Raw genomic sequence first — 21,752 nt, 5'->3', positions numbered from 1 at the left:
TCGCTCACATTGGAGGGCAAGTGCTTATGTCGAAGGGCTAAACCTGCTCATATCGGAGGACATTTACCAGTAGGCCCCCTCCTGGGCCTACCTCATTCTTCCTTGTTCTGATTTGGCGTGCTAGAACGCTGGTTTCTCTCCTGATGGCTCGTTTGCTTGCGGTTCGTGGCTTTGACGCCATTGAGGTGAGTCCGCGCTGAAAGCCACATGCGATCTCTCGGAAAATTCACCGAGAGCGAGGTAGGGAGCCGTTCGCGGTGCTGGACGGAGTATCGAGATGATCAACCCCAGCATGAGCTTGAACTGTGTGGCGAAGCTGAGCCTGGCTCCCTCTGTGGTGGCAACATAGCGTCTCGCGATGGTCTCAAAATCCTCCGCCTCTCTCCCCGTGATGCGGCGAACCACATCCGTCGGCGCATTAACGGCAAACGCATTCTTCTGGTAATCGATCACGTATTGCGAATACGCGGCAAGGTTGTAAAGAGACAAGCGGTCTCTCATGATCTTCGACAGCATCCGCATCGGAGCATTGCGGTACGTGACCTCCCGCCCAAGTACCTTGCCGAGGATGGCCGCGATGTCTTGCGGAGACAACAGCTTTGGACCAGTAGGGCGATACATCTTTCCCGCGTGTCCTTCTGGCCTCGCGAGAATCTCAGCCACCACACGGGCCATATCTTCGTTGGAAGGAGGCGCGTTGAGGCCTGTGCCATAAGGCAAGGACAACAACCCAAATTGAGCGGCGAACGGTAAGACTTGCATCTCGTTGTCCGCGAAAAATCCGGGGTTGATGTAGGTCACGGCGGTTCCCGGTAACATTGCAAACAACCTGTCAGCTAGCCAGACCTCGCGTGTGTGGACGGAAGGGTGATTGGGATTGGACAGCCACTGGCTCATGGCGACGACGGTTTCCAATTGTTGCTCAGCCGCGACCACCGTAAAGATGGCTGCCGCTTTGAGATACCCTGCCTCATTGGGCACACAGAAGTAGGCCCGCCTAGCACCGGCCATCGCTGTTCTCATATCGTTGATGTCCGTGAGCGAGCCGACGATGATATCCGCGCCTTTCGCCTTGAGGCGTTCGCTTCGCTGATCGGCTCGATGCACAAAGGCGGTGACGGGAAAGCCTTCGTCCAGGAGTTGAAGCGCACCGGGCATGCCAGTTCTTCCGGCGGCTGTCAGAACAAGGATTCTTGGTTTACTCATGAGATGGAGTTCCTGTTTGATACGTGGAGAGATGCCACAGAACTCTGTGAGATGCGCCCAAAGGTGACTTGAATGACCAAATGTGCTTCTTACTCATTGCTCTCAGGTGACGCGAGGGGAGCCGGTGGCACGACGACCTCGACCAGCCCTGTCGTCACATCATAGACGAGTCCAGAAACAAGCCAGGTACCAGGCAGGGCAGGGTTCGCCTTGAGCGCAGCCACATCGACCGCCACCGCTGCGTGAGGATCAGTAATCGCTTTGGCCGTCACACCTTCTTTGCCAATGCCAAAGTAGCTCGCCAGCATGTCAGGGTCTCCTTCGAGGCGAGCAATCCCGCATTGGGTATGCTGAAGAACGATAAGGTGAAACTCGCCCGCAGGATTGCCTTTTTCACTCTGGGCTACCCTACCCAGCATCCCCATGGTCTGCAACGTCGCTGGAGTGATTCGCCCACCAACATTGCGTATCACGACCGCCTCTCCGAGACCCAGGCCCAGCAGAAGAGCCGGATCGACGCGCGGATCAACACAGCCAATAATCATGGCCCTCAAGGTCGGCATCAGGGGTAAATCCTTCAGGAAACGATGGGAAGCGAAGTCCTGGTTACGTTCTATCAATGCGTCAAAAGTTGTCATATCGTTTCTCCTTTACCAATACATTTCATGAATGGCAGTTATGTTGCGTAGTTATCTAGACATGCGCTTAACGAGATGTCAGTATACCTTGTAGGAGCGGCATGAAGCTTCATGCAATTGACAGAATGAGCATACCGTTTGACGTAACGGCAAAGTCAAGCCCCACGTTCCAATACATCGATCAGCGGCAGCAACTCAGGTGAGAAGGGCAGGATGATCGAACCTGGTCACTGGCAGTTGAATCTCGATCACTGCTTCGTCCTGTTCCTCCGACTGTGGCAGTTGGAGAAGGATATCTCGCCCCGCTCCGCTGATCTGCCACCCATGGTGTTCCATCCAAGTCGCCAGTGCTCCATAACTCCTGTGGCTGTCACTGACCCGCCCGACGTGTGCAAGTGTTGCCATTGTCTCAATTGCTGGCAATGTACGCATAGTGAGCAGACATTCCTCAGAGAGTTCAACCGACTGTGGACCTTTCTGGGTGAGCAGGTAGCCGACTTCGACATCGAGTGCTTCGGGATCATACATGGGGGAATGGATGATGATGGTGATATGACCAAGGCTGTTGCGTCCCACCATTGCCGGAACAGCGGTGGCGATTCTGCGAACGAGATGCTGTATCGCGTCCATGCCGGGCAGCACGCAGCGATACCCAAGAAAGGGCGAGGCTTCCACCGCTTTCAGGATCACGTCAGGCTCCTGCATCTGCCCATGGGTGTCGATCTGCTGCAACCTGCTCTCCACGACGCGCAATCGCTCCATCTCTTGCTGAACCGATTGCTCGATCTGGGCTTTGCGTAAGGTCAGCATCCCTCGAATTTCATCGACAGAGGTCTCCTGATCCAAGAGCCGAGCAATGTGTTCCAATGATAAGCCGAGTTCTTTCAGAACCAGAATGCGATTGAGCCGAGGCAGTTGCCGTGCGCTGTAGTAGCGATATCCCGTTTCCGGGTCGATAGACTGGGGACTCAGCAGACCAATCTCATCGTAGTACCGCAGCAGACGACCTGAGACCCGGGCGATTTGGGAGAATTCGCCGATACGAAACATATCAATTCCTCCTTGGAGAGTTCTCTACAGAGAGTGTACAGTTTGACGCTACGGCAATGTCAAGAGAGTTTGCCCTGCATCTCGCGCATCTCGCGCTTCACAGTATGAGAAAGATCGTTCTCCTTTGAGCAATTTCAGTTGCTCTTTGACATGGGCACGGCTGAGCCTTCCGTAGAACGCACCGTGGTTTGAAGAGCACTTCGCTTCCTTCCTTTCCTCTTTCTTTAGCTCAGATAAGGCTAAAGCGTCTGGCAAATCACATCATGTTTACCGTCAATGTGCTGTTACCAATCTGGAACGGTCTCCAAACCCAATGGCACTTTAACGACAACCACCTGAGCCACTACGACCAGTCGTGACATCACTTGGTCGGTGAAGTCTACCGGGGCTTTGTGACGGTGTACGACATTCCCGAGGGACACCCCAAGAAAGCCCAGACCTTTATGTTGCAATCCGCTACCGACAACGCCGTCGTGGTGTTTGAAACCCGCGATGTGAACAGCGACGGTATACCCGATGTGACCGTTGGCACCGAAGGCAGCCCCATCGGTGTCACCCTGTACGGCACGAAAGACGACCGTTTCAGCAAGCAACCGCCGGAGGTGATGAAATGACCACCTTGCAACTACCGTTCAATCTGGAGCCCCCTGACGTACGCGCCGGTTTTCAGGCTGGACAGAGCGCGATCTACCGCGACACGCGGCCAATCACGGATATGGAGTTAGTAACCTTTATACGCGATTTTATGGCTGACGAGTCACAACGCCTGGCGTATAACGTCGGCTTTCTGTTCGGACTCTATATCCAAAAATAGGCAACGACCAACGTTTTTCCGTACTGCCGTCAGCATGGCTCTATCGTCTCTAAGCCGCTGGATGATGCCATTTGGAGGGGCTTCACAAGCCAATCGCTATACATGTGTTTGTGAAACACTTAACAGGGGAGTTGGCCTCCTGTACTATTCCACAAAATCTGATTGTAAAATGTGGGTAAAAGACAGGCGTTCACGCCTGGGGGAGAAGCGCCGCCTCTCCCTACAAATAGGCATAGCCGTCTTTTTGGTGTAACGGCGTACAATAGCGGGCGTGAATGCCCTCGACCATGCCGAACGGACGACCCGTGAGCTTGAAGTACCCATCGCTTTTGATGGCAACCCGCCCTACATACACCCCGACTTTCTTCCCTCTCGTGACACGGGCGCGGACCGGGTCTCCGGTGCAAAAGCCCTGCACCCGGCTCGGCCCCTTGGCTCGTCCGACCTGGAACCCCTGCTCATCGACGTTCACCATGCCCTGGCCTGCCGACCCCTCGCCTCGATGTTCCAGGGGCGCACGTGCTGGATCCGCAGGCATTCGGGCGTGGAGCGTCCGCAGCAGGCCGCATCGATCCAGTGCCTCTTCGGGAGATTCCGGCTTGTCCTGTTCCACTTGGTGAGCCCGCCAGAGCCGGTTTCCAGCGGCATCCCCAGCCTCTTGAGACTCTCGTAGAGCGCCCACCTCGTACTGTTCACCGCGGCGGCGTCCCTCAGGGGCGCTTTGCGCTGTGCCTGCACCCGCGCAAGCACCTCCGGCCGATCGGCCAGGAACGCTTCGAGCGTTTGATCGGCTTTGCATTGGTTACATGGATGGCAGACGATCACCAGGTTGGCGATCCGGTCGTTTCCCCCTCGACTCTGGGGCACCACGTGATCGATCCCGAGCGCGACGCCAGTAGCCTGGCAGTAGGCGCACCGATATTCCCATTTGGCCAAGCCCGGTACAGGTTCACCTGTGGGGTCGCTGACATAAAACCTTTCGCCTGGGATGGGCGTGCTATGACTAACTGTAACACGTAATCATCTCCTGGAGGCATAGGATGAAGACCATTAGCGTAAGAACTCAGAAAAAAGACCAGGTAATTGATATTACTGACACTATTGAACGCTATCTGCGCCAGGAAGGCCCGGAGGATGGACTCTGCTCCATCTTTGTCGCCCATACGACCTGCGCGTTAACCACGGCCGACCTGGACCCGGGAACGGACCTGGACCTGCTCGATGCCCTACGCCATATGCTCCCCCATCTCTCGTATCGCCATCCACATGACCCACATCATACTCCCGATCACCTACTCTCGTCGATTCTTGGCCCCGGTCTCGTGGTCCCTTTCTCAGATCGTCGGCTGATGCTCGGTACCTGGCAGAGCGTAATCCTGGTGGAGCTAGATGGTCCCCGCGAACGAACCCTCCATCTGCATGCCTTTTGAAAATGGCCACACTTGGAGCAATGTGAATACTCTGTTAAAAGGCTGTTAAAAGTGTGTAATATACACTTAGTGTGTGACCTCGCCCCTGACGTGTTCGTTGAATAGAGTGAGTGGAGAAATATAGAGCCTCCACTGTGATTGAGGCTTGGTCCCTCGAACTCGCGTCCACGTACTGCCTCCTAAGATAAAAAAGAGAGCAAAGCCGGAAAGGGCCGGTTGGGAGCGGGGAAGGAAGTATCAAGTACAGGCTTAACAGTCAGGCCAGGAACATCAAGTAAGAGATCATTGTGGCTCAGCGATCAAGGACGTTCCTTGGTGTCACCTTCTCTTGTTTACAAGCGAAAGGAAACATCATGAGCCTACTTGCTCTCTTTCGACGTCAAATGACACAACCTCCGATGGAGGTCATCCAGGCGGCATGTGAGTTCTATGGGCACTCCCCTGAACGTGTGCCAGCGTTGCGTGCAGAGAAACTGCGTGCGCTCTCCGACGACGTATGGGTCGTTCGCCTCAGCGAGCGTGAAAGCGCAGTTGTCGCGTATACGCCCGGTGCGCGCGAAGGCGCGGCAATAGCTGCCCCATGGTATGAGTAAACCGCCTGGAGCAAATTGAGAGCATCGCAATGGGTCCCTCTCTGGCCATTGGGCCAGAGAGGGACCCATTTTCGTCCTTATCGCTATGAGAGCGTGCTATTCTGTCTGATGTTGTATACTATGCATGATTGAGAGCTCCCGGTGCTACAGCGGCGAGTGTTCCAGGTGTTCGTTCCACGCTTCCAGTCTTGCGTGCCGAAGCAGAAAGGCTGGCTCTTGTGTCGGTTCCCTTGGACTTTTGGGCAGACGCGCTCCGGCTCTGGGAATGCCACAGCTTCGGGGCAGCGCCTGCCCATCTTTCGCGCGTTGTACGAGACGCTCATGTGCTGCCCGCAGGCGCGCTTCCGCACCTTCCCAATACCCCTATCGGGTACATGAGGGAGTGGGATCTGCTGGATCAAGGTAGGCAACAAGAAACGCCGAGTACAGGTTGCGTTGCACCGGACCGATACCACATTCGCACTGATACCATCGCTGAGAGAGCGGTTTCATTGCCCGCTTCCCACATCCATGACACCATTGGCTCAGAGCTGTCGTGCGTGTAGGTACTTCTACCAGGGTGCCGCCCGTGCTTGCAACGGTGCGCGTCTCAACAATTCAACAAACATCCCTGGAGCTCGCAGTCCCACGCTATTAAGAAGTCATGCGCCAAAGGCCACTGAGATGAACTAAATTGAGAATCGAGTTGCCAGAAAGAGAAAAAAAGAGGATGATCTTTTCATCACATATTGCACAAGAAAGGATCATTCTCCTATGTCACCTCATGATACAGCTCTGGGAGAAGCCAACCAAGCATCTGCGGGGAAGTATTCAGCCATTATCTCTCAAACGAGCGACGTGTTGCTGCAGGCTTGTGGTTTAGGTACCGAGGCTTGTGGGGATCGATTGCATACCCCTCTCGTCCGTAGGCGGGGGCGCCCGCAGCAGGTGGGCTGGATCCACTTGTGGAGCAGTTTGTTGCTCTGCGCACTCCAAGGGATGCACTCATTCGCAGACTGGCACCGTTTGGTGGGGTTACAGCAGATCGGTCCTTTTGCTCCGGTCTGGCTCACACGCAATGGCCTGGTCAAACGGCTTTTGCAAGCCGGCTTGGATCCCTTGCAAGATGTGTGGGAGGTGGTCAATCTGCGTCTGGCCCACATCGGCTCCTGGGCAGTATCAGCAGATATCGCTGCATTTGCCAGTGGAATTTTCGCTCTCGACGAAACCCGTTTGGATATCATAGGGAGGTATCTTAAGCCTTTGCGTGGTTTGAGCACCCAGGACGAGAGCCTGTTTTGCTGGCAAGTTGGTGGGTCTCTTTGATCTGCGCCACCAGCGATGGTCACGACTGGAGTGGCGCAAAGATGTTCATGAAAACTGTCGAGTGGATATGCTCGATTTCCTTCAAGGGCTCTCGATTGGCAGCTTGCTCCTCTTCGATCTCGGCTATTTCAGCTTCCCTTTCTTTGATACCTTAACGCAACGGAAGATGTGGTGGGTCAGTCGCTATCGGGAGAATACCTCCTATTCCATCGCACATGTGTTCTATCGACATCACGAGAAACTCGATGCTCTCATCTGGTTAGGTACTGGTAAGAAGCAAGCACGCCATCTGATCCGCTTGGTGCGGTTAGGTGATGGGATAGGTGTTCGCATGTATCTTACGAATATCTGTGATCCGCAGATGCTCTCACTCGGAGAGGTAGCTCAACTGTATGCTCGGAGATGGGATATTGAAATGGCCTTCCGCTTACTCAAAGAGTATCTGGGAATGTCGCACTGGTGGAGTAGTAAGCAGGAATTGATTCTGGTACAGATCTGGGTGGTGCTTATTCTCTCGCACATCATTTATGCCCTGCGTGAACGGATTGCGCTGGCGGCAGATTGCGACCTCTTTGAGGTATCGGTACCCGTTTTGGTCGAGCTGCTGCCTCGGCTTTGCAGCCCTTCAACGCTCCAGCTCGAACAGCTCATTCAAGCGGGCCGTCATATGGGTCTGCTGCGTGCGAATCCACGTCTCGCACTGAGTCTGCCCCAGGTGGATTGTTCGTGCTATCAACCAGCCCCGCCTGATTTGCCCAGACAACGGCCGGGACGCGCGCCTTCGCCTCCGCGTGCGCGTCCCCCAAAACCAACCAAACGCGTATGTGGCTATGAAGTACAGCGGCAGAGGCGACAAGCATCCAAAGAAGCCAAGGCGATGAAAGCACCCCAGGCCAAATCTCCTCGGGCTATTCAGCCGACAACGAAAGTCACCTGATCTACTTTTAATTTAGTTCGTCTCAGTGGCCAAAGGCGCATCACCCAGAATGAAAACGGGGTAGAGTGAGGGGGTGAAGGTCCTGGCGAAAGGACGGGCTTAGGTTAAGGCCATCGAGCTTGGTGTTGTTAAGATGTCCCAAGGTGCCTGGGTGAACCACCCTTTGTCGCTCGCGATCCGAAGCACGCAGAAGAAAATACGCAGAAATGGCACCTCGCAAGGAACCTTCGAGAAGCGTTAAATGTGAGAAAGAAAGCAAAGGAGGAAACGCCATGGAAGTGCTTTATCCACGCTGCTGTGGGATTGACGTCCATGATGACTTCGTTGTGGCTTGTTTTAGCCGGGTAGAGCGGGGACAACGGAAGAAAGAATTGCAACGCTTTCGGGCAGTGACAAGGGATCTGATTGCCCTGCGAAACTGGCTCCTGGAAAGAGGCTGTACCCACGTGGCCATGGAGTCAACGGGTGTGTACACGCCTCCCCCAATGTTGCCAATTGGAGGAGGTACCGTCAGAAGAGGGTGCAGGAGACACCGGACTCACACGGAAAACGACGCGGATCTGCTGCTCATCGACCTCAACGCGTTTGACCAGGGCACGAATGATCTCCCGGCGCGTCTGAAAATCCGCGTTTTGTAGCCCATCTTTGACTTTTGCGGCAAACGTTTCCAGACGTCCCAAAATCAAACGCACCTCCTCTTCCACTTCAACTTCTTCTTTGAGGCATTGGAGTTGCTCTTCAAGGCGCTGTATTCTTTCACGTATGTGTATCACTCTCGGTTCAAATTCCTGTTTGTCAATCAACTCATCAGCATAGCTATCGATGAGACGGGCCATCCCCCGGCGAAGCTTGCCTATCTGAACTGCCAGACCTTCCTGCTCATTGGGCTTCTGTTGAGGCTGCAGACGCTGCCGATACTCCTGCTCCAGCCGCTCAGGGTTTTCAAGGAGTCGGCAGACCTCTTGCCAGACCAAAGCATCCGTCTGGTCCATACGCAGTTCCTTGTTCCAACATACACGCTCGAAGCCCTGTCGTGGGATATTCATTGCTCCTCCACAGCGGTAATACGCGTTACGCTCATCGTTGGTTCGCCCACAATACGCATACCCACACTTTGCACACACGAGCAAGCCCTGTAACAAGTAGCGAGAGCCTTTCTCAGGGATGCGTGCCCGTCGCCTGTTCTCTTCCAATTGCTCTTGCACGGCGTCAAACAAGGCAACATCAACCAGCGCAGGCACAGGAATGGTGATCCACTCTTCCTTTGGGGCGTCGTTTCCCGCGTACCCACGTCGTGATTGGGCCGGTCTGCCTCGTGGAGCTCGCAAACGTGGCCCGACAGGAAGCCAGCGGGTTTTGCCAAAAGCCGCTTCGCCTTTGTAGGCAGGATTTTTCAACATATCCCAAATGGTCTTGTGATCCCAATGCTCTTTGCCGGTCTGCGTGCGGATGCCAGCCTGGTGAAGGTGGCGACACACCTCATTGATCGTACAACGCTCCTGGCCTACCCAAGCATACACCTGTTGTACAATACGCGCTTCGTCAAACACAATCTCAAAGCGAGCTTCTCCCCCTCCCTCCTGCTTGTTCACATAGCGGTAACCGTAGGGAGCATGACAGAGGATCCCTACGCGTCCTTCTTGGGCCGCATGTCGCTTGCCCCGTCGGCTGCGCTCACAAAATTTCGCGCGCTCATATTCGGCAATCACTCCTTGCACTTGTAACAACAACTGATCTTCTGGTGTCTGCCCAAGCGGTCGATTGAGGAAGATCACCTCGACGCCACGCCCAGTGAGTTCCTCAACGAGTAACACCTGATAAGCGTAGTTGCGAGCGAAACGGTCTGGACAATGCACATACAATCGATCCATTCCTCCTGCTGCCGCCACATCACGTAAACGCTCCAGTGCTGGTCGGACCAGTGTCGAGCCACTGTAGCCATCATCCACAAATTCCAGAACCGTAGCCAGATCAAAGCCATCTGCCGTGATCTGCCTCTTGATCTCCTCCAGTTGACTCTCAATGGTTTTGGCCTCGGCTTGTTGCTCGGAAGACACCCGAGCGTAAAGGGCGACTTGCTTCTCATTCACAGTGCGCTCCTTTCGAGAGCAGCGAGAAGACCTCGGTTCCCGTTCCAGGGAATGGGAACTGGCTGCTGCACGATGGTGAGGCGTCTTCTGGACACAGGAACCAGAGACGCATAGGCTGCCTGGAGGAATGCATGTTGCAGTCGATGGGGCTCAAACATCACCATCACCTCCAGCGCTTGTTTGGGACAAGACAACACCTTGGACATGGGACGCTCCCCGATCCTGTGGATATGCGCCTTCGTAAGATGAGGTGAGACTGTGAGGCGGAGCTTGTGGCTGGTCTCCAGTGCGAGTGCGAAGGTGGCTACGCAGGATCTCTCTTGTATATTCCCAGTCTAGCACCGTTTTGGTAACATTAGGGGTGGCGTGTACTGGCGTCCGGTGTATGATCGGCTCTTTGGCTTCTTCGAGTTGACGGTGGCGAATGCCCAGCATATGAAAGCGGTTCCGGGACACAAAACGGATAAACAGGATGCGGAATGGATTGCTGACTTGTTGCAACACGGCCTGCTCAAGAACAGTTTTGTGCCGCATCGTGAGCAGCAAAACCTGCGTGGCTTGACGCGATTGCGCACGACGCTTGTCCAGGAACGGGCTCGGTTAGTCAATTGACTCCACAAGACCCTCCAAGAGGCCAATATTAAGTTGAGCGGCGTCTTGAGCGATATCGTGGGGGTTTCCGGCAAAGCGATCTTGCATGCCTTGGCGGCAGGAGAGACTGATGGTCATCGGTTAGCTCGCCTTGCTCATCCCAGCGTACGATGTCCCCACGATCAACTGGCAGATGCGCTGGAGAGTGAGATCGGAGAACATCATCAGTTCTTACTCCAAGAGCTGCTGACCTTGATTGAAGGGTTGGATCACTCAATCACCCATTTGGAGCACAAGATTGAAGAGCGGTTGCAGCCTTTTGAGAAGACGCTTGAACGTCTTGAGGGGATCACCGGAGTCAGTCGGCTGGTTTTGCAGGTCCTGTTTGCCGAGGTGGGAACAGATATGAGTCGCTTTCCCGACGATGCTCATCTGGCCTCTTGGGCCGGAATGTGTCCAGGTCAACACGAAAGTGCAGGCAAGCGGCTCAGCGGTCGGACACGCAAAGGCAATCGCTGGCTGCGAGCCGCGTTGATTCAGGCGGCGCATGCAGCAGGCCGCACCCAGACGTACTTGGGCGAACAATATCGACGGATCAGCAAACGGCGCGGCAAGAAGCGGGCAGCAGTAGCAGTCGGGCATAGTATTCTCGTCATTTACTCTCACATGATGCTCACCGGAGAGCATTACCAGGAAAAAGGAGTGGAATTCTTTCGGCAGAGAGACAAACAACAACATGAGCGTCGTCTGATCCAACGGCTAGAGCACATGGGCTATCAGGTCATCTTACAACCACGCCCGGCGGCTTAAGAACTGCAGGTAGCTGAACAAGAAAAGCTGGCGGAGGGGATGAAGGGGGAGTTTTGTGCCTTTTTGGCTGGGTTTTCAGAAGAAGAAGTCATGCGCCGAAGGCGCACCACCCAGGATGAAAACGGGGTAGAGTAGGGGAGAGGATTCCAGCGAAAGGACGGGCTTAGGGTTTTCAGAAGAACCTAAGCAGAGGAGTCACCTCCTTTACTCGGCTTCAGAACCGTGCTTGAAGTTTTCACCTCACACGGCTCCTCAGTTGTACAGTCATTGTCATTGATACTTGTCTTTTGCAACCTTGCGTGTCTTTCATCATGGCAATGTCGATGGATTGCCATGAGATTGTGCAGTACATTGTTTTTGTGATTGCAATCGATGTGGTCAATTTCTATCAGGTCGCCCTCTCGAAATATGAGCTCACACCACCTGCATTTCCCTTGTTGTTTTCGTAAGAGCTTTGCGAGTTTCCCTTTTATCATGGGATGGTTTGCTAATCGTTGGCTCCAGTAAAACAGGTTTCCATCATAGGGGCTTGCAGCTCCTTTGACTTTGACATGTCTTTTGATTGTTGTGTCACGATGGTTCTTCAGGTTGAGTTCTCCACTCCCAAAAACCCAATGACGTTCTCCAACTGTTTTCCAGTATTTCTCCGTTATCCATTGCATGTTTTTGTTTGGGTGCCTGAATTTCGCCCATGACCGCAGCTTTTGGTACACCAAGTGGTCGCATTTTTGGTAGGTCTCTTTCGAGCTCACCGCTTGGTAGTATCTTGACCATCCTGTAATCTTAGGGTTTAACTCCGCGATAATCTTCTCTTGTGGTGCTCCTTTCAGTAATCGTATCGCTTGTCGAATTTCTCGGAGGTGCCATTTGACTTTTTCTTTCTGTGGTTTAATGATGGTTTTAAACCCGAGAGATTTTCCGTGTCCATTCTTTCCCGTGTGTGTTTTTCCCACGGGAAATTGTCGAATGGTGAAGCCCAGAAAGTCAAAACCAGCCGGGCCTTCTATTGCTTTGAGTGTATGGGTAATCTTTGTTTTACTTGGTTTTAGCTCTAGCCCTATGGTTTGTAACCAGTGCGTGGCTATTGTCTGAGCTTTCTTTACTCCTTCCTCTGTCGCATGTAAAACCACAAAATCATCAGCATATCGGATGACCTGAGGAATGCCCTCTTTGGGCTTGTATGCGTTTGTTATGGTTGTTTCTAGTCCGTGTAATGCAATATTTGCCAGTAACGGGGAAATTACTCCTCCTTGCGGAATTCCTGTTTCTATTTTCACAAACATTTCATTCTCAATCGCACCCGCTTTTAACCATGTTTTGATCGCCTGAGTCAGTTGCGGGTAGGAGGTAAGCTTCTTTATCAGTTCTTCATGATTGATGTTATCAAAACAACCTGCAATATCAGCATCTAGCACATATTTTTCTTTGTGTTTGATGCTGATAAAGATTGCATCAATCGCATCAAAGCAGGAACGACCTGGACGAAAACCATAACTATTGATCTCGAACTTGGCTTCCCATTCTGGTTCGAGGGCAAGTTTGACGAGCATTTGTCGCGCTCGCTCCGAGAGAACGGGAATTCCTAATGGCCTTTTCTCTTGCTTTCCCGGTTTCGGAATGTAGATTCTTCGGACGGGGAGTGATTTTTCGGGCCATTGTTGAGGATGGATGTGTTTCACGAGATCAAGTCTTTGTGCCGGTTTGACTGATTTTACTCCATCGATCCCAGCCGTCTTTTTTCCCTGATTATCTTGCGTCACTCTTCGTACCGCCAGGGTTCGGGCTGCTTCCGACTTGATCAGCAGTTTCTGAAGTTTCTGCACTGCTCTTTGGTTGCCTTGTTGACTCGCTCGGAAAATGCGCTTTTGGATGCGGAAGCAGTGTTTCTCTAACTTGCGCCAGGGAATGCTGCTCCAAGCCTCACTCTCAGGGTCCTTGACCTTCTTTGAGGTTTTGATCCTGGGTGCTTTCCTATTTGCCATCGTACTTGTGCCTTTTCCTTCTGTACTACCGCGCTTACGTCAGCATATCCTGGACGTTACTCCAGGCATTCGCTTTTTAAGCGATCTCGCCAGGATAGGCATACGGTTGGCACCTGCTCATGGTATCGACCTCCCTTGAGAGCCTTGTCCTGGTTACTCCGTTCCTGTTACCCGTTTTGCGCTATTGTAGGTCTGCACTATCCACCGATGAACTCTTTGGGTGATGAGAAGAGCGGCAAAAATCCCTTTTCCAGTTCATGCTCCCTTTTTGGGCAAGCCTCTTATTCTGCGTAGGCTTGGTGCAATTAACGATGGTTCTTTCGTGCATTCGTTTCATTCGTCTTGTTAGGCGAACTGCTGACCGTAATAGCTTGCTAGAGGAGATCAACAGGGCAGACTCCTGTCTTATCCCCATTTAAACCCGCTTTGGAGATTGATGACCAGTCGCTACTCCAGGGTTTATGCTGTTTCCTCATCACCAGAGGAGAGAGGAATTACGCCTCTCATCAGGCAACAAGTTGTCTCGTGTTTGCGAGCTCGTCATCCCTCGATTTTCTCGATTGTTACCCTAAGCATGAGGATCACTCCTCATGCTCGGCTCCAGAACCGGACGTGACACGTTAGCGTCATCCGGCTCCTCGATCATATGGTCCTTGTCATGGACACTTGTCGCGGCGCGTCGAGCGTGCCGTTGGTCATGGCAATGCCGATGAAGAGCAAATTTGTTGCTCAACTCTTCCCCTCCACCTTCGCTTTTTGGCGTAATATGGTCGATTTCTATTTGATCTTCATCTTTGAAAAGAAGTCCACACCAGCGACATTTTCCCTGTTGCTTCTGAAGTAATTTCCCCATCGTTCCACTCAGCATTGGGTGTCGTTTGAGTCGAGTACTCCAATACAGGAAGTCGCCATCATATGGGCTTGCCGTTCCCCGCACCTTGGTATGACGTTGGATCGGCCGGGCGTTGTGCTTTGTGAGCACATGCTCCTGCTGGTCCCTGAAGACCCAGCTTGCGCCAGGTTCCATGTTCCAGTATTTTCTGATGATCCATTGCCTGCTCTTGGTCGGGTGGCGGCGGTAGGCCCATCTCCTCAATTGCTGATAGACCAGATGGTCACAGAAGGAGAATGTTTTTGCTGCGACTACTGTTCGATGATAGTTGGCCCATCCTCGAATGATCGGGTTGAGCGTCAGGATGAGGTCTTGCTGCGAAGCTGACCGTAATTTCCTGATCTTTTTGCCAATCTCCTGCATATGGGTTTTGATTGCTCCCTTGCTCGGCGAAATGATGGTTTTGAAACCAAGTGGTTTGCCCCAGGTGTTTTTCCCCGTGTGCGTTTTGCCCGTTGGAAATTGCCGGATGGCGAACCCCAAGAACTCGAACCCGACCGTCCCTTGATAGGGCTTCAAAGTGTGAGTTATTTTGGTTTTGCTTGGTTTCAATTCCAGTCCCATGTCGGCTAACCACGTTTCCAGGACTGTTTGCGCTCTTTTTACCCCTTCCTCCATTGCATGAAAAACCACCAGGTCATCCGCATATCGGATGAATTGCGGTTTTCCCTCTTTCGCGCGGAAGGCTTCCATGACGGTTGTCTCCATGCCGTGGAGCGCCACATTCATGAGGAGCGGCGAAATCGTACCCCCTTGAGGGGTACCGCTTTTCGTTGCCTCAAAGACTCCTGTGTCGATGGCTCCTGCTTCAAGCCATGCTTGAATAGCGCGTTTCATGGCCGGATAGGTGTTGAGCTTTTTCAGTAAGGCTTGATGGTTAATGTTGTCGAAGGCTCCTTTCAGATCGGCATCCAGAACATATTTGTCCTTTTGCTTGATCGCGCTAAAGATAGCCTCGATTGCATCATGGCAAGAGCGCCCAGGGCGGAACCCGTAGGAGTTGGGTTCGAAGTGGGCTTCCCATTCTGGCTCCAGGGCGAGTTTGGCGAGATGTTGCCGCGCCCTTTCTTCCATGACGGGAATGCCCAGAGGACGCTTCTCGGCCTTTCCAGGTTTCGGTATCCACACTCGGCGTACCGGTGGGGATGTCGCTTGCCAGTTTTTCGGGTGGATGTGGTTTGCCATGGCAAGGCGTCCAGCTGGTTTGACGGATTTTACTCCGTCGATGCCTGCGGTCTTCTTGCCCTGGTTGTCCTGTGTCACCCGACGAACGGCGAGCAGCCTGGCTGCTTGGGATTTCATCAGCAATTTTTGGAGTTTGTGGACTGCTCTGGTGTTGCCACGTTGACTTGCTCGGAAGATGCGCTTTTGGATGCGAAAACAATGCTGCTCTAGCTTACGCCAGGGGATCTTGTTCCAAGCCTCACTCTCAGGATCAAGCGGTGGCTTGACCTGGGGTGCTTTCCTTTTTGCCATCCGACTGGTACCTCTTCCTTCCATATCATCGTGCCGACGTCGGCCTATCCTGGGCATTACCCCAGGCATTTGCTTTTTCGGCAATCCTGCTCCCATCTCGCTTGCGGTCTGGACACCTGCTTACCGGATCGACCACCGATGAGAGCGAAGATGAGAGTTATCCCGTTCCAACGTCCTGTTTTGCGCTGCTTTAGACCTGTACTATCCACCGGGCTTGTCATGAGTGAGCATGAAAACAGCCGAAATGTTTCATGCACTGCGATGGGGTTCATCGCGGCCAGTACCGTTTTGGTCAAGCCTGTTATCCTCCGTAGGCTTGGTCCCGTTAACGATGGTTCAGGCGTACATTTGTCTCCTGGTCATAGCAACTAGCTAGAAGAGCCTCGGATGAGGCTTCCGCTTCTCTTCCGTATTCTCCCTCGCTTCGCTTGATTGATGTCCAGTCGCACCAGCGGAGGGATGCTGTCCGCGCTCACCTCGCGGGTAGGGAATTGTGCCCTACATCAGAGCGTCAGTTATCGGGTCACACTCGACGAAACGGATCGCACCTTACCAAACTGCTTTTGCCATGCCTTGTAGAAAATCTTTTCGATGATGATCGTGTTGCCCAGCGCGACAACTTCATGCACGTTGCGGCCATGCAGGCTCTTACGATGCGCTGCCAGCTTGCGCTCTTTGTTCGCTTTGCGTCGTCGCGTGGCCTGGTAGCGCTTGCTCTGTTTCCATCGCAGCTTCATTTTGCCCTGCTTCTTGATGCGCCCCTTCTCGTCGTAATGCTCAGGATTGGCCGCTCGCCTCTGCCGATCCATTTGCCGTTGCAAACGACGAATGGCTTTGGCATCGGAAGCCAGATCCCCACAGAACATCTCCAGACTCGCCTCCCCTTCCTGGGGAACAAGGGCCAGGGTGGAGGGCCACAGATCCCCTCCAACGATGCCTGTGCCAACCGTGTGCTTGGGTTTATGATGAGGCTTGCCTTCCAGGGCCAATTGGACCACATAGCGGTAGCCTTGTGCATCAGCTCCAGTGGCTCTGGCTCCTGGTCAATGGGTGGGATACTTTCAACGGTGTTGGCTGGCTCCTCTGGCTCCGGCTCCTCTCTGGGGTAAATGTGGATATCGATGTCATACAGACGGCGCTCGTGGTCGTACTCCTGATTGGCTTCTATGGGTGGGATATCGTCCGTCGTGCGCGTCTGTTGCTGCTCCAGGTCAAGCTCTCGTAGAAGCTTCTCCAGGTCGTTCTGCATCTGCTTTTCTTGCATGATTTCCCTTCCAACAGGAAGGGGAAGAGCCCAGGTTGATGAGACTCTTCCCTGAGACATTAGGCGTTCGTGATGGTATCCCACGGTGCTTTGCAGGTATCGAGGGGTCCGGCACTAAAGGCGGTGTAGAAGAGAACCTCTTTGTTGAGCTGGTCAAGCTGGTCAAAGAAGCGTTCTGGGATGGTTCCACGCCAACGGATGACAATATAGCCATCTCCTGATGTGTTAGTTTTGCCATAGGAGACTAATACCGCTTGTATGGAGCGTTCTTCTTGGAACATGGTTTGCAAGTTCAGGGCAAGGGCGGCACGCAAGGACCCGTTCGAAGGCGAATGGGAGCAGATCACGTCCTGGTTGCTCACCAATCCAGCACTCATGGGCATCGAGATCTTTCATCAGCTAGAAGAGGTCTCCCCAGGAAAGTATCGCCTCACCCAGGTCCGAACCTTGCAAAGGGGTCTAAGCAAGCTACGTGGGCATCTGCTTGTGACGTTTGAGAATCAGTGGGGAAGAGGTTGTCAACGGGCAGATACCAGTCTCAGAACTGCATGCAGAAGTCGTGGTAGGGGTCTGATTTTCGGAGAGAGAAAGGGAACCATGCATTGCGATGTGTTCCCTTCCTCTCCCCGAACCTCTCTCCATCCCTCCGCGCTAGGGCTGGCGGCGCGCTTCGCTGTGACCAGGGGCCTGCCCCTGGTCCCCCGCTGAGGAGCTATTCTTTTTCTCCCAGTATTTCTGAAAAAGCGTCGTGCACCCTCCCGCCAGGAAGAAAAGGCTCACCATCGACAGCCAGATCTTGAAAGAAGCCGAGACGATTGCCCCAAGGGTCTTCAAAATTGAACCACGCGGCTAATCCTGGAATGCGCTCGATTTGGCTACAAGTGATGCCCAGCTCCCTTTGGACCCGCACCCGCTCGCTAGCCAGATCTTGCACCCCCAGACGCAGCCTGCCTGCAGGTTCGGGAGTACCTTCCGCGAGTTGAAGCCAGCTCGTAGGGACGAGTTCCCACTCTTTGAAATCCTCGTGCGGCTCAACATCGGGGTTGCAACCAAACAAACGGGCATAAAAATCTCGTCCCGCCTCGATATCCGGCACCTTAACCTGTTGAGTTATACCTGTGAAACGACTCTGCGTTGGCATAAACACCTCTAGAAAATATTTTCCATTAAGTATTATCACAAAGAAGGGATTGCCGACGTACCCAGCTTCTCGGTAGTTTGAAAGCGTTTCCGTCACGAGAACTGCCCAGATAGGAAAGTCTCCTATGACAAACAGTTCTCATTCCTTCCAACTTCTTTTTTTACCCAAGAGCTTTGTTGAACCTGCACTAGGCAACCCCTCTGTTCGAGCAGCACGGGAAACAATTCTCCTGGCTTCTTCTCATACAACGCCGCCAGCCTGCGCCGATAGTAGGCCTTGGGCTCAACATGCCCATTCTCTCAGCGACTGATCGTCGTCACCGCAACACCTAATGCATCCGCAACCTGCTGCTGCGAATAGCCATTCAAATCACGGACCCGCTTGAGCACATTCTTCATCCTCATCCCCTCACCCTACAGCCACTCTATCCGGGTCACCTGGCCAGGATAGATCGTCACCTGCACCCGCTCCGTCGTTCTCAGCGAGGTCACGGTATAGTTCTAGGGCGCTAATGCTGGAAACACCCCAGCCCACAGATCCTCTCCCTCCCACGTCTGCGATGAGTTTGGGGTCAACTTGCCGTCTTATGAGTGCAAGGAGATCAATACCTCTTGCAAATCAAGGTGAATAGGATAGGAAAGGACACCATATCATGCGGAAAATTATCGAATATAGCCTGGTCTCGGTAGATGGCGTTTTCGCAGGAGCAGCCATCTCGGGATTTGCTGAGTACCGCGATGATGCGTATATGCGGGACGGATTGGGCCAGGCACTGGCGTGCGACGCAATGTTAATGGGCAGGACCACATACGAGGACTTTGCTGCGATTTGGCCGATACGTACCGACCCGTGGGCCGATAGGATCAATGCCATGCCAAAGTATGTGTTCTCGTCGACGCTGGAAAAAGCCGAATGGAACAACACAACCATTGTGCGAGGCGATGTGGTGGCTGAAGTGACCAAGCTCAAGCAGCAGGAAGGACGGGATCTTCTCATCTATGGTCATGGTCTTTTCACAGAGACGTTACTAAGGAACTGTAGAAGTTTTCTGGTGCCAGGATGCTGACTGCATCCATGGCGGACTCGCGTGGGCGCGCCCATTTAGCGTGACCACCAGCTAGCCAGGGTAGAAGCTCCACTCAAGGCCACTATTACCGTTGACTGTGCTTTAGAGAACGATGTAGTTCCGCAACACTTGAAATTAATAGGATCGAATATTAAAGAGGATGCGCCATTGCCAGCAAAGCTTGCCCTGAAAGCTCTCAATCTGAAACAGAGAGTGAGCCACATGATTTTCAGGATGTCTTCGTAGGATGATGCATCGGCAATGCTGACAAGATATGTGGCATCGATGGCGAGGGAACAAGCGGCGGGCGATCCCGACCGCTCGCTCATACTTTTCTTTTCCTCAACATCGGTGCGAAAGTACCCATTCCTTTGGAAGTGAAGCCGTTCACTCCGCTCCTCATCAACATTCACTGCCCCATTCTCTCTCACAATTTCATACACACGAAATGCGCACAGCAAACATCCCTGGGAAAGAGCGCAAGAAGAGTGACCCGCTTTTCCCTGGGGAAAAGCGCTCCGAGAAAAAAAGAGCAAGTCACAAGAACTCACTCTTTCGCCTAAAATATGGATCAAGCCCGACATAGGTATGGGGTTTGATCTGTAGTATAAAACACTTCAACACACTTGTATAGCGCACCAGGATCAATCAAGCACCTCCAGCACATCTCTCTCGAAACAACAGCACAACATTCCCGGCAGGTAGCTCCTCTGCTCCATCACATGGCAAGGCACCAGCTTCAATGGCTTGCATTTGTTCCTAACACACTGGCTATTTCCGAGGCCGTATAGCCCCGGAGATAACGCAGAGTAAGCACATTGCGTTCACGTTCTGGCAAAAGGCCAAGCAGGTGCTGTACACGTTGTTCAGCTTTCCTATGACCACGTTCGGCATCTTCCTCTAAAGCCTGCCAGTGGTCTCTATCACTATCGAGAGAGTAGACCTCGTACTGACTTTGTGCCTGCCAGTGATCCGCAATGGTTGTGCGAGCTGTGGCGTAAAGCCAAGCCTACACCTGCACTTTGCTCTGCTCCTGACGTAACCATTGTATAGCTTTGAGAAAAACGGTACTGGTTAAATCTTCGGCCAGGGCCACCTCACCTACTTTGCTTACGATATAGCGCTGGATCTCAAACGAGTAGTTCCGATAAATAGCGGCCAACCAGATCAGACGTTCCTGTTCAGCAGCAGAGCGTTTCGGATAGTCTTGCATCAGGATAAAAGCCATTCCTTTCTCAGGTCTTGCACATTCACTAGGTATACTGGCCCGCGTTACAGGAGTATGGATTCCATTCTGAACAGTAAGAGAAACCTTCTTTGGAAAATGGATCTGTTTCGAGAAAGGGTTAGGCAGGAGATTATTCGCCGCGCAATTTACTATAGACGACCATATCGTGCCAGTCACCCATGCGCCATTGGACCTGACGGAGGACACCTTCACGCGTAAAACCGGCTTTGACCAGCGCCCTCTGTTCAGGAATATTGGTGATATCAGTGGTGGCATCCACACGCCTGACGGGAAACACGGCAAAGAGGTATTCAGCCAGCAAACGTTGAGCCTCTGAACCATAACCCTTGCCACGATGCTCCGGCAAAAGGGCAATCCCAATATTAAAAGCGTAAGTCCCTTCAGTGGTGGGACCGCCGTGGACCTGACGATAGCTGATATCGCCAGCGATCTCCTCTTTGTGCGTCATTACCACCAAAGCACCATATTTTGGTCCGATCAGACCATTTTCCTGAAAGCGCTGCTCACGGCGACTGGTCTGACCAGACAGCCCAAAGAAATTATATTCCGTCAAAAATTCAGGATCGGCCTGCATCTTTTTGAAGATTGGCAGATCTTCCTGAGTAAAAGTACGCAGGTAACATTTTTTTCCATGGAGTAACATAGAAACGTCAAACCTTTCTGGCAATCACAATGTTCGATATATAAAAACTTTAGCACAACAGCAAACGAAGATCTACCAAACAATCATAAACTACAGGGCCTTCCTACGGGTATTGTCAACTTATCAAAGGAAATTAAGAGCTTTTCTGGGAATGACGAGGAAGAAAGGGAAAGGCAAAATATGGAGAGCGGATGATGAAGCGCTAAGCGATTGCTTTCATCCCTGCCAATTCATTTTGTCTCCCAGCTTTCCAGAGCGATACTTGAGTGTATTGGCATACTGCTGACCAAATTTGAGGCACCACTGGCGAATTGTTTCATAGGTCATGCTGATTCCACGTTCAGCCATGATCTCTTCGATATCACGGAAGCTGAGCGAGAACCGAAAATACAGCCACACGCAGCGACCAATAATCTCAGGTGGGAAGCGGAACCCTTTGTAAGGGGAAACAGATGATGGTTTCATGCCATCAGTATGTCAGAAATTTTTGTTTGTTAGCAAGTTGACAATATCTGTTGTATTGTCAAGAAACATCTTTCCTCTACACGAAAGAGGTCAATCATGCTATACTTTCT

The 21,752-nt window shown here is 52.7% G+C and carries 26 protein-coding genes and 3 pseudogenes; 11 read left to right on the top strand and 18 right to left on the bottom strand.

Going from position 1 to position 21,752, the window contains the following annotated elements:
* Positions 1 to 120: 120 nt before the first annotated feature.
* The 3 genes from KTE_RS46400 to KTE_RS46390 all read right to left on the bottom strand — a co-directional run bounded on the left by KTE_RS46400 (position 121) and on the right by KTE_RS46390 (position 2,894).
* Positions 121 to 1,206: an NmrA family NAD(P)-binding protein gene (locus KTE_RS46400; protein ID WP_201394267.1), complete on the bottom strand. Its 1,086-nt coding sequence runs from the start codon at positions 1,204 to 1,206 to the stop codon at positions 121 to 123.
* Between the two features lie 89 nt (positions 1,207 to 1,295).
* Complete coding sequence (locus tag KTE_RS46395; RefSeq protein WP_201394265.1) at positions 1,296 to 1,844, bottom strand: carbonic anhydrase; 549 nt, start codon at positions 1,842 to 1,844, stop codon at positions 1,296 to 1,298.
* 195 nt (positions 1,845 to 2,039) lie between these two features.
* Positions 2,040 to 2,894: a MerR family transcriptional regulator gene (locus KTE_RS46390; protein WP_201394263.1), complete on the bottom strand. Its 855-nt coding sequence runs from the start codon at positions 2,892 to 2,894 to the stop codon at positions 2,040 to 2,042.
* A gap of 392 nt (positions 2,895 to 3,286) precedes the next feature.
* Here KTE_RS46390 and KTE_RS46385 point away from each other — a divergent pair, with 392 nt between their 5' ends.
* Together KTE_RS46385 and KTE_RS46380 are read left to right on the top strand one after the other, a co-directional pair.
* Positions 3,287 to 3,508 (top strand): hypothetical protein, encoded by a 222-nt coding sequence (locus tag KTE_RS46385; RefSeq protein WP_236601034.1) that lies wholly within the window; start codon positions 3,287 to 3,289, stop codon positions 3,506 to 3,508.
* Positions 3,505 to 3,708 carry a hypothetical protein gene (locus KTE_RS46380; protein ID WP_201394261.1) on the top strand — a complete coding sequence of 68 codons (204 nt, stop codon included), beginning with the start codon at positions 3,505 to 3,507 and terminating at the stop codon, positions 3,706 to 3,708. Before KTE_RS46385 ends, KTE_RS46380 begins: the two co-directional genes overlap by 4 nt.
* Before the next feature lie 220 nt (positions 3,709 to 3,928).
* Here the strand turns inward: KTE_RS46380 and KTE_RS48655 are convergent, their stop codons facing one another.
* The gene (locus KTE_RS48655; RefSeq protein WP_236601075.1) at positions 3,929 to 4,246 is read right to left on the bottom strand and encodes a hypothetical protein; all 318 of its coding nucleotides are present in this window, start codon (positions 4,244 to 4,246) and stop codon (positions 3,929 to 3,931) included.
* On the bottom strand, positions 4,177 to 4,575 hold the full coding sequence (locus tag KTE_RS48650; RefSeq protein ID WP_236601069.1) for an HNH endonuclease domain-containing protein: 399 nt from the start codon (positions 4,573 to 4,575) through the stop codon (positions 4,177 to 4,179). The genes KTE_RS48655 and KTE_RS48650 overlap by 70 nt, the downstream gene beginning before the upstream one ends.
* Before the next feature lie 173 nt (positions 4,576 to 4,748).
* Here KTE_RS48650 and KTE_RS46370 point away from each other — a divergent pair, with 173 nt between their 5' ends.
* Positions 4,749 to 5,138 carry a secondary thiamine-phosphate synthase enzyme YjbQ gene (locus KTE_RS46370; protein ID WP_201374815.1) on the top strand — a complete coding sequence of 130 codons (390 nt, stop codon included), beginning with the start codon at positions 4,749 to 4,751 and terminating at the stop codon, positions 5,136 to 5,138.
* A gap of 353 nt (positions 5,139 to 5,491) precedes the next feature.
* A complete protein-coding gene (locus tag KTE_RS46365) occupies positions 5,492 to 5,731 on the top strand; it encodes a hypothetical protein (protein WP_201393354.1) in 240 nt (79 codons plus the stop codon).
* Positions 5,732 to 5,875: 144 nt separating this feature from the next.
* Here the strand turns inward: KTE_RS46365 and KTE_RS48645 are convergent.
* Positions 5,876 to 6,363 (bottom strand): annotated as a pseudogene (locus KTE_RS48645) (AAA family ATPase); the annotation flags it as partial.
* Positions 6,364 to 6,484: 121 nt separating this feature from the next.
* Between KTE_RS48645 and KTE_RS46360 the strand changes: the two are divergent.
* Entirely contained in the window at positions 6,485 to 7,036 is a 552-nt protein-coding gene (locus KTE_RS46360) for a hypothetical protein (protein WP_201394260.1), read from the top strand.
* Between the two features lie 67 nt (positions 7,037 to 7,103).
* Positions 7,104 to 7,973, top strand: a complete 870-nt coding sequence (locus tag KTE_RS46355) for a transposase (RefSeq protein WP_201394259.1) — start codon at positions 7,104 to 7,106, stop codon at positions 7,971 to 7,973.
* A gap of 458 nt (positions 7,974 to 8,431) precedes the next feature.
* Here KTE_RS46355 and KTE_RS46350 read toward each other — a convergent pair whose 3' ends face one another.
* Complete coding sequence (locus KTE_RS46350; protein WP_201394258.1) at positions 8,432 to 10,063, bottom strand: recombinase family protein; 1,632 nt, start codon at positions 10,061 to 10,063, stop codon at positions 8,432 to 8,434.
* Positions 10,060 to 10,269 (bottom strand): hypothetical protein, encoded by a 210-nt coding sequence (locus KTE_RS46345; protein ID WP_201394256.1) that lies wholly within the window; start codon positions 10,267 to 10,269, stop codon positions 10,060 to 10,062. The genes KTE_RS46350 and KTE_RS46345 overlap by 4 nt, the downstream gene beginning before the upstream one ends.
* 160 nt (positions 10,270 to 10,429) lie before the next feature.
* Here KTE_RS46345 and KTE_RS46340 point away from each other — a divergent pair, with 160 nt between their 5' ends.
* Both KTE_RS46340 and KTE_RS46335 read left to right on the top strand, forming a co-directional pair.
* The gene (locus KTE_RS46340; protein ID WP_201394254.1) at positions 10,430 to 10,675 is read left to right on the top strand and encodes a transposase; all 246 of its coding nucleotides are present in this window, start codon (positions 10,430 to 10,432) and stop codon (positions 10,673 to 10,675) included.
* 33 nt (positions 10,676 to 10,708) lie between these two features.
* Positions 10,709 to 11,464, top strand: a complete 756-nt coding sequence (locus KTE_RS46335) for a transposase (RefSeq protein WP_201394252.1) — start codon at positions 10,709 to 10,711, stop codon at positions 11,462 to 11,464.
* Between the two features lie 182 nt (positions 11,465 to 11,646).
* Here KTE_RS46335 and ltrA (KTE_RS46330) read toward each other — a convergent pair whose 3' ends face one another.
* Positions 11,647 to 13,446 (bottom strand): group II intron reverse transcriptase/maturase, encoded by a 1,800-nt coding sequence (gene ltrA, locus KTE_RS46330; protein WP_201394250.1) that lies wholly within the window; start codon positions 13,444 to 13,446, stop codon positions 11,647 to 11,649.
* A 568-nt stretch (positions 13,447 to 14,014) separates the two neighbouring features.
* Positions 14,015 to 15,814, bottom strand: a complete 1,800-nt coding sequence (gene ltrA / locus KTE_RS46325) for a group II intron reverse transcriptase/maturase (RefSeq protein WP_201394248.1) — start codon at positions 15,812 to 15,814, stop codon at positions 14,015 to 14,017.
* Between ltrA (KTE_RS46325) and KTE_RS46320 the strand changes: the two genes are divergently transcribed.
* Positions 15,808 to 16,008 (top strand): hypothetical protein, encoded by a 201-nt coding sequence (locus KTE_RS46320; protein ID WP_201389308.1) that lies wholly within the window; start codon positions 15,808 to 15,810, stop codon positions 16,006 to 16,008. The genes ltrA (KTE_RS46325) and KTE_RS46320 overlap by 7 nt on opposite strands.
* 354 nt (positions 16,009 to 16,362) lie before the next feature.
* On the opposite strand, the pseudogene KTE_RS46315 reads toward KTE_RS46320, so the two are convergent.
* Positions 16,363 to 16,848: pseudogene (locus tag KTE_RS46315) on the bottom strand (AAA family ATPase); the annotation flags it as partial.
* Between KTE_RS46315 and KTE_RS46310 the strand changes: the two are divergent.
* Entirely contained in the window at positions 16,827 to 17,039 is a 213-nt protein-coding gene (locus KTE_RS46310; RefSeq protein WP_201394246.1) for a hypothetical protein, read from the top strand. The pseudogene KTE_RS46315 and the gene KTE_RS46310 overlap by 22 nt on opposite strands.
* A 98-nt stretch (positions 17,040 to 17,137) precedes the next feature.
* Here the strand turns inward: KTE_RS46310 and KTE_RS46305 are convergent, their stop codons facing one another.
* The 3 genes from KTE_RS46305 to KTE_RS46295 form a co-directional block, all read right to left on the bottom strand.
* Entirely contained in the window at positions 17,138 to 17,455 is a 318-nt protein-coding gene (locus KTE_RS46305) for a hypothetical protein (protein ID WP_236601033.1), read from the bottom strand.
* A 335-nt stretch (positions 17,456 to 17,790) separates the two neighbouring features.
* The gene (locus tag KTE_RS46300) at positions 17,791 to 18,315 is read right to left on the bottom strand and encodes a VOC family protein (protein ID WP_201394245.1); all 525 of its coding nucleotides are present in this window, start codon (positions 18,313 to 18,315) and stop codon (positions 17,791 to 17,793) included.
* Between the two features lie 203 nt (positions 18,316 to 18,518).
* Complete coding sequence (locus KTE_RS46295; RefSeq protein ID WP_201394243.1) at positions 18,519 to 18,623, bottom strand: helix-turn-helix transcriptional regulator; 105 nt, start codon at positions 18,621 to 18,623, stop codon at positions 18,519 to 18,521.
* A 248-nt stretch (positions 18,624 to 18,871) separates the two neighbouring features.
* Here KTE_RS46295 and KTE_RS46290 point away from each other — a divergent pair, with 248 nt between their 5' ends.
* Positions 18,872 to 19,285, top strand: a complete 414-nt coding sequence (locus tag KTE_RS46290; RefSeq protein ID WP_201394241.1) for a dihydrofolate reductase family protein — start codon at positions 18,872 to 18,874, stop codon at positions 19,283 to 19,285.
* A gap of 739 nt (positions 19,286 to 20,024) precedes the next feature.
* On the opposite strand, the gene KTE_RS50400 is transcribed toward KTE_RS46290, so the two are convergent.
* The 4 genes and pseudogenes from KTE_RS50400 to KTE_RS46270 all read right to left on the bottom strand — a co-directional run.
* Positions 20,025 to 20,264 (bottom strand): sigma factor-like helix-turn-helix DNA-binding protein, encoded by a 240-nt coding sequence (locus KTE_RS50400; RefSeq protein WP_374226894.1) that lies wholly within the window; start codon positions 20,262 to 20,264, stop codon positions 20,025 to 20,027.
* Positions 20,265 to 20,294: 30 nt separating this feature from the next.
* Entirely contained in the window at positions 20,295 to 20,498 is a 204-nt protein-coding gene (locus KTE_RS46280) for a hypothetical protein (protein WP_201394237.1), read from the bottom strand.
* A 145-nt stretch (positions 20,499 to 20,643) separates the two neighbouring features.
* The gene (locus KTE_RS46275) at positions 20,644 to 21,177 is read right to left on the bottom strand and encodes a GNAT family N-acetyltransferase (RefSeq protein WP_201394235.1); all 534 of its coding nucleotides are present in this window, start codon (positions 21,175 to 21,177) and stop codon (positions 20,644 to 20,646) included.
* Positions 21,178 to 21,411: 234 nt separating this feature from the next.
* Positions 21,412 to 21,642, bottom strand: a pseudogene (locus KTE_RS46270) (IS6 family transposase); the annotation flags it as partial.
* Between the last annotated feature and the right edge of the window lie 110 nt (positions 21,643 to 21,752).

The sequence above is a fragment of the Ktedonobacter sp. SOSP1-85 genome (assembly GCF_016587415.1).
In the GTDB taxonomy this organism is placed as follows: Bacteria; Chloroflexota; Ktedonobacteria; order Ktedonobacterales; family Ktedonobacteraceae; genus Ktedonobacter.
Note: the sequence above shows the minus strand (reverse complement) of the source record. Positions and strands in the feature narration are given on the sequence as shown.

Bases quoted from the DNA above. Each gene is read 5' to 3' on its own strand.
- KTE_RS46360 (WP_201394260.1), top strand. From the start codon at position 6,485: ATGTCACCTCATGATACAGCTCTGGGAGAAGCCAACCAAGCATCTGCG.
- KTE_RS46305 (WP_236601033.1), bottom strand. From the start codon at position 17,455: ATGAGTGCTGGATTGGTGAGCAACCAGGACGTGATCTGCTCCCATTCG.
- KTE_RS46395 (WP_201394265.1), bottom strand. From the start codon at position 1,844: ATGACAACTTTTGACGCATTGATAGAACGTAACCAGGACTTCGCTTCC.
- KTE_RS46355 (WP_201394259.1), top strand. From the start codon at position 7,104: ATGCTCGATTTCCTTCAAGGGCTCTCGATTGGCAGCTTGCTCCTCTTC.
- KTE_RS46345 (WP_201394256.1), bottom strand. From the start codon at position 10,269: ATGTCCAAGGTGTTGTCTTGTCCCAAACAAGCGCTGGAGGTGATGGTG.
- KTE_RS46380 (WP_201394261.1), top strand. From the start codon at position 3,505: ATGACCACCTTGCAACTACCGTTCAATCTGGAGCCCCCTGACGTACGC.
- ltrA (WP_201394248.1), bottom strand. From the start codon at position 15,814: ATGGCAAAAAGGAAAGCACCCCAGGTCAAGCCACCGCTTGATCCTGAG.
- KTE_RS46400 (WP_201394267.1), bottom strand. From the start codon at position 1,206: ATGAGTAAACCAAGAATCCTTGTTCTGACAGCCGCCGGAAGAACTGGC.
- KTE_RS46280 (WP_201394237.1), bottom strand. From the start codon at position 20,498: ATGCAAGACTATCCGAAACGCTCTGCTGCTGAACAGGAACGTCTGATC.
- KTE_RS46295 (WP_201394243.1), bottom strand. From the start codon at position 18,623: ATGAGGATGAAGAATGTGCTCAAGCGGGTCCGTGATTTGAATGGCTAT.
- KTE_RS46290 (WP_201394241.1), top strand. From the start codon at position 18,872: ATGCGGAAAATTATCGAATATAGCCTGGTCTCGGTAGATGGCGTTTTC.
- KTE_RS46370 (WP_201374815.1), top strand. From the start codon at position 4,749: ATGAAGACCATTAGCGTAAGAACTCAGAAAAAAGACCAGGTAATTGAT.
- KTE_RS48655 (WP_236601075.1), bottom strand. From the start codon at position 4,246: ATGCCTGCGGATCCAGCACGTGCGCCCCTGGAACATCGAGGCGAGGGG.
- KTE_RS46390 (WP_201394263.1), bottom strand. From the start codon at position 2,894: ATGTTTCGTATCGGCGAATTCTCCCAAATCGCCCGGGTCTCAGGTCGT.
- KTE_RS46275 (WP_201394235.1), bottom strand. From the start codon at position 21,177: ATGTTACTCCATGGAAAAAAATGTTACCTGCGTACTTTTACTCAGGAA.
- KTE_RS46365 (WP_201393354.1), top strand. From the start codon at position 5,492: ATGAGCCTACTTGCTCTCTTTCGACGTCAAATGACACAACCTCCGATG.
- ltrA (WP_201394250.1), bottom strand. From the start codon at position 13,446: ATGGCAAATAGGAAAGCACCCAGGATCAAAACCTCAAAGAAGGTCAAG.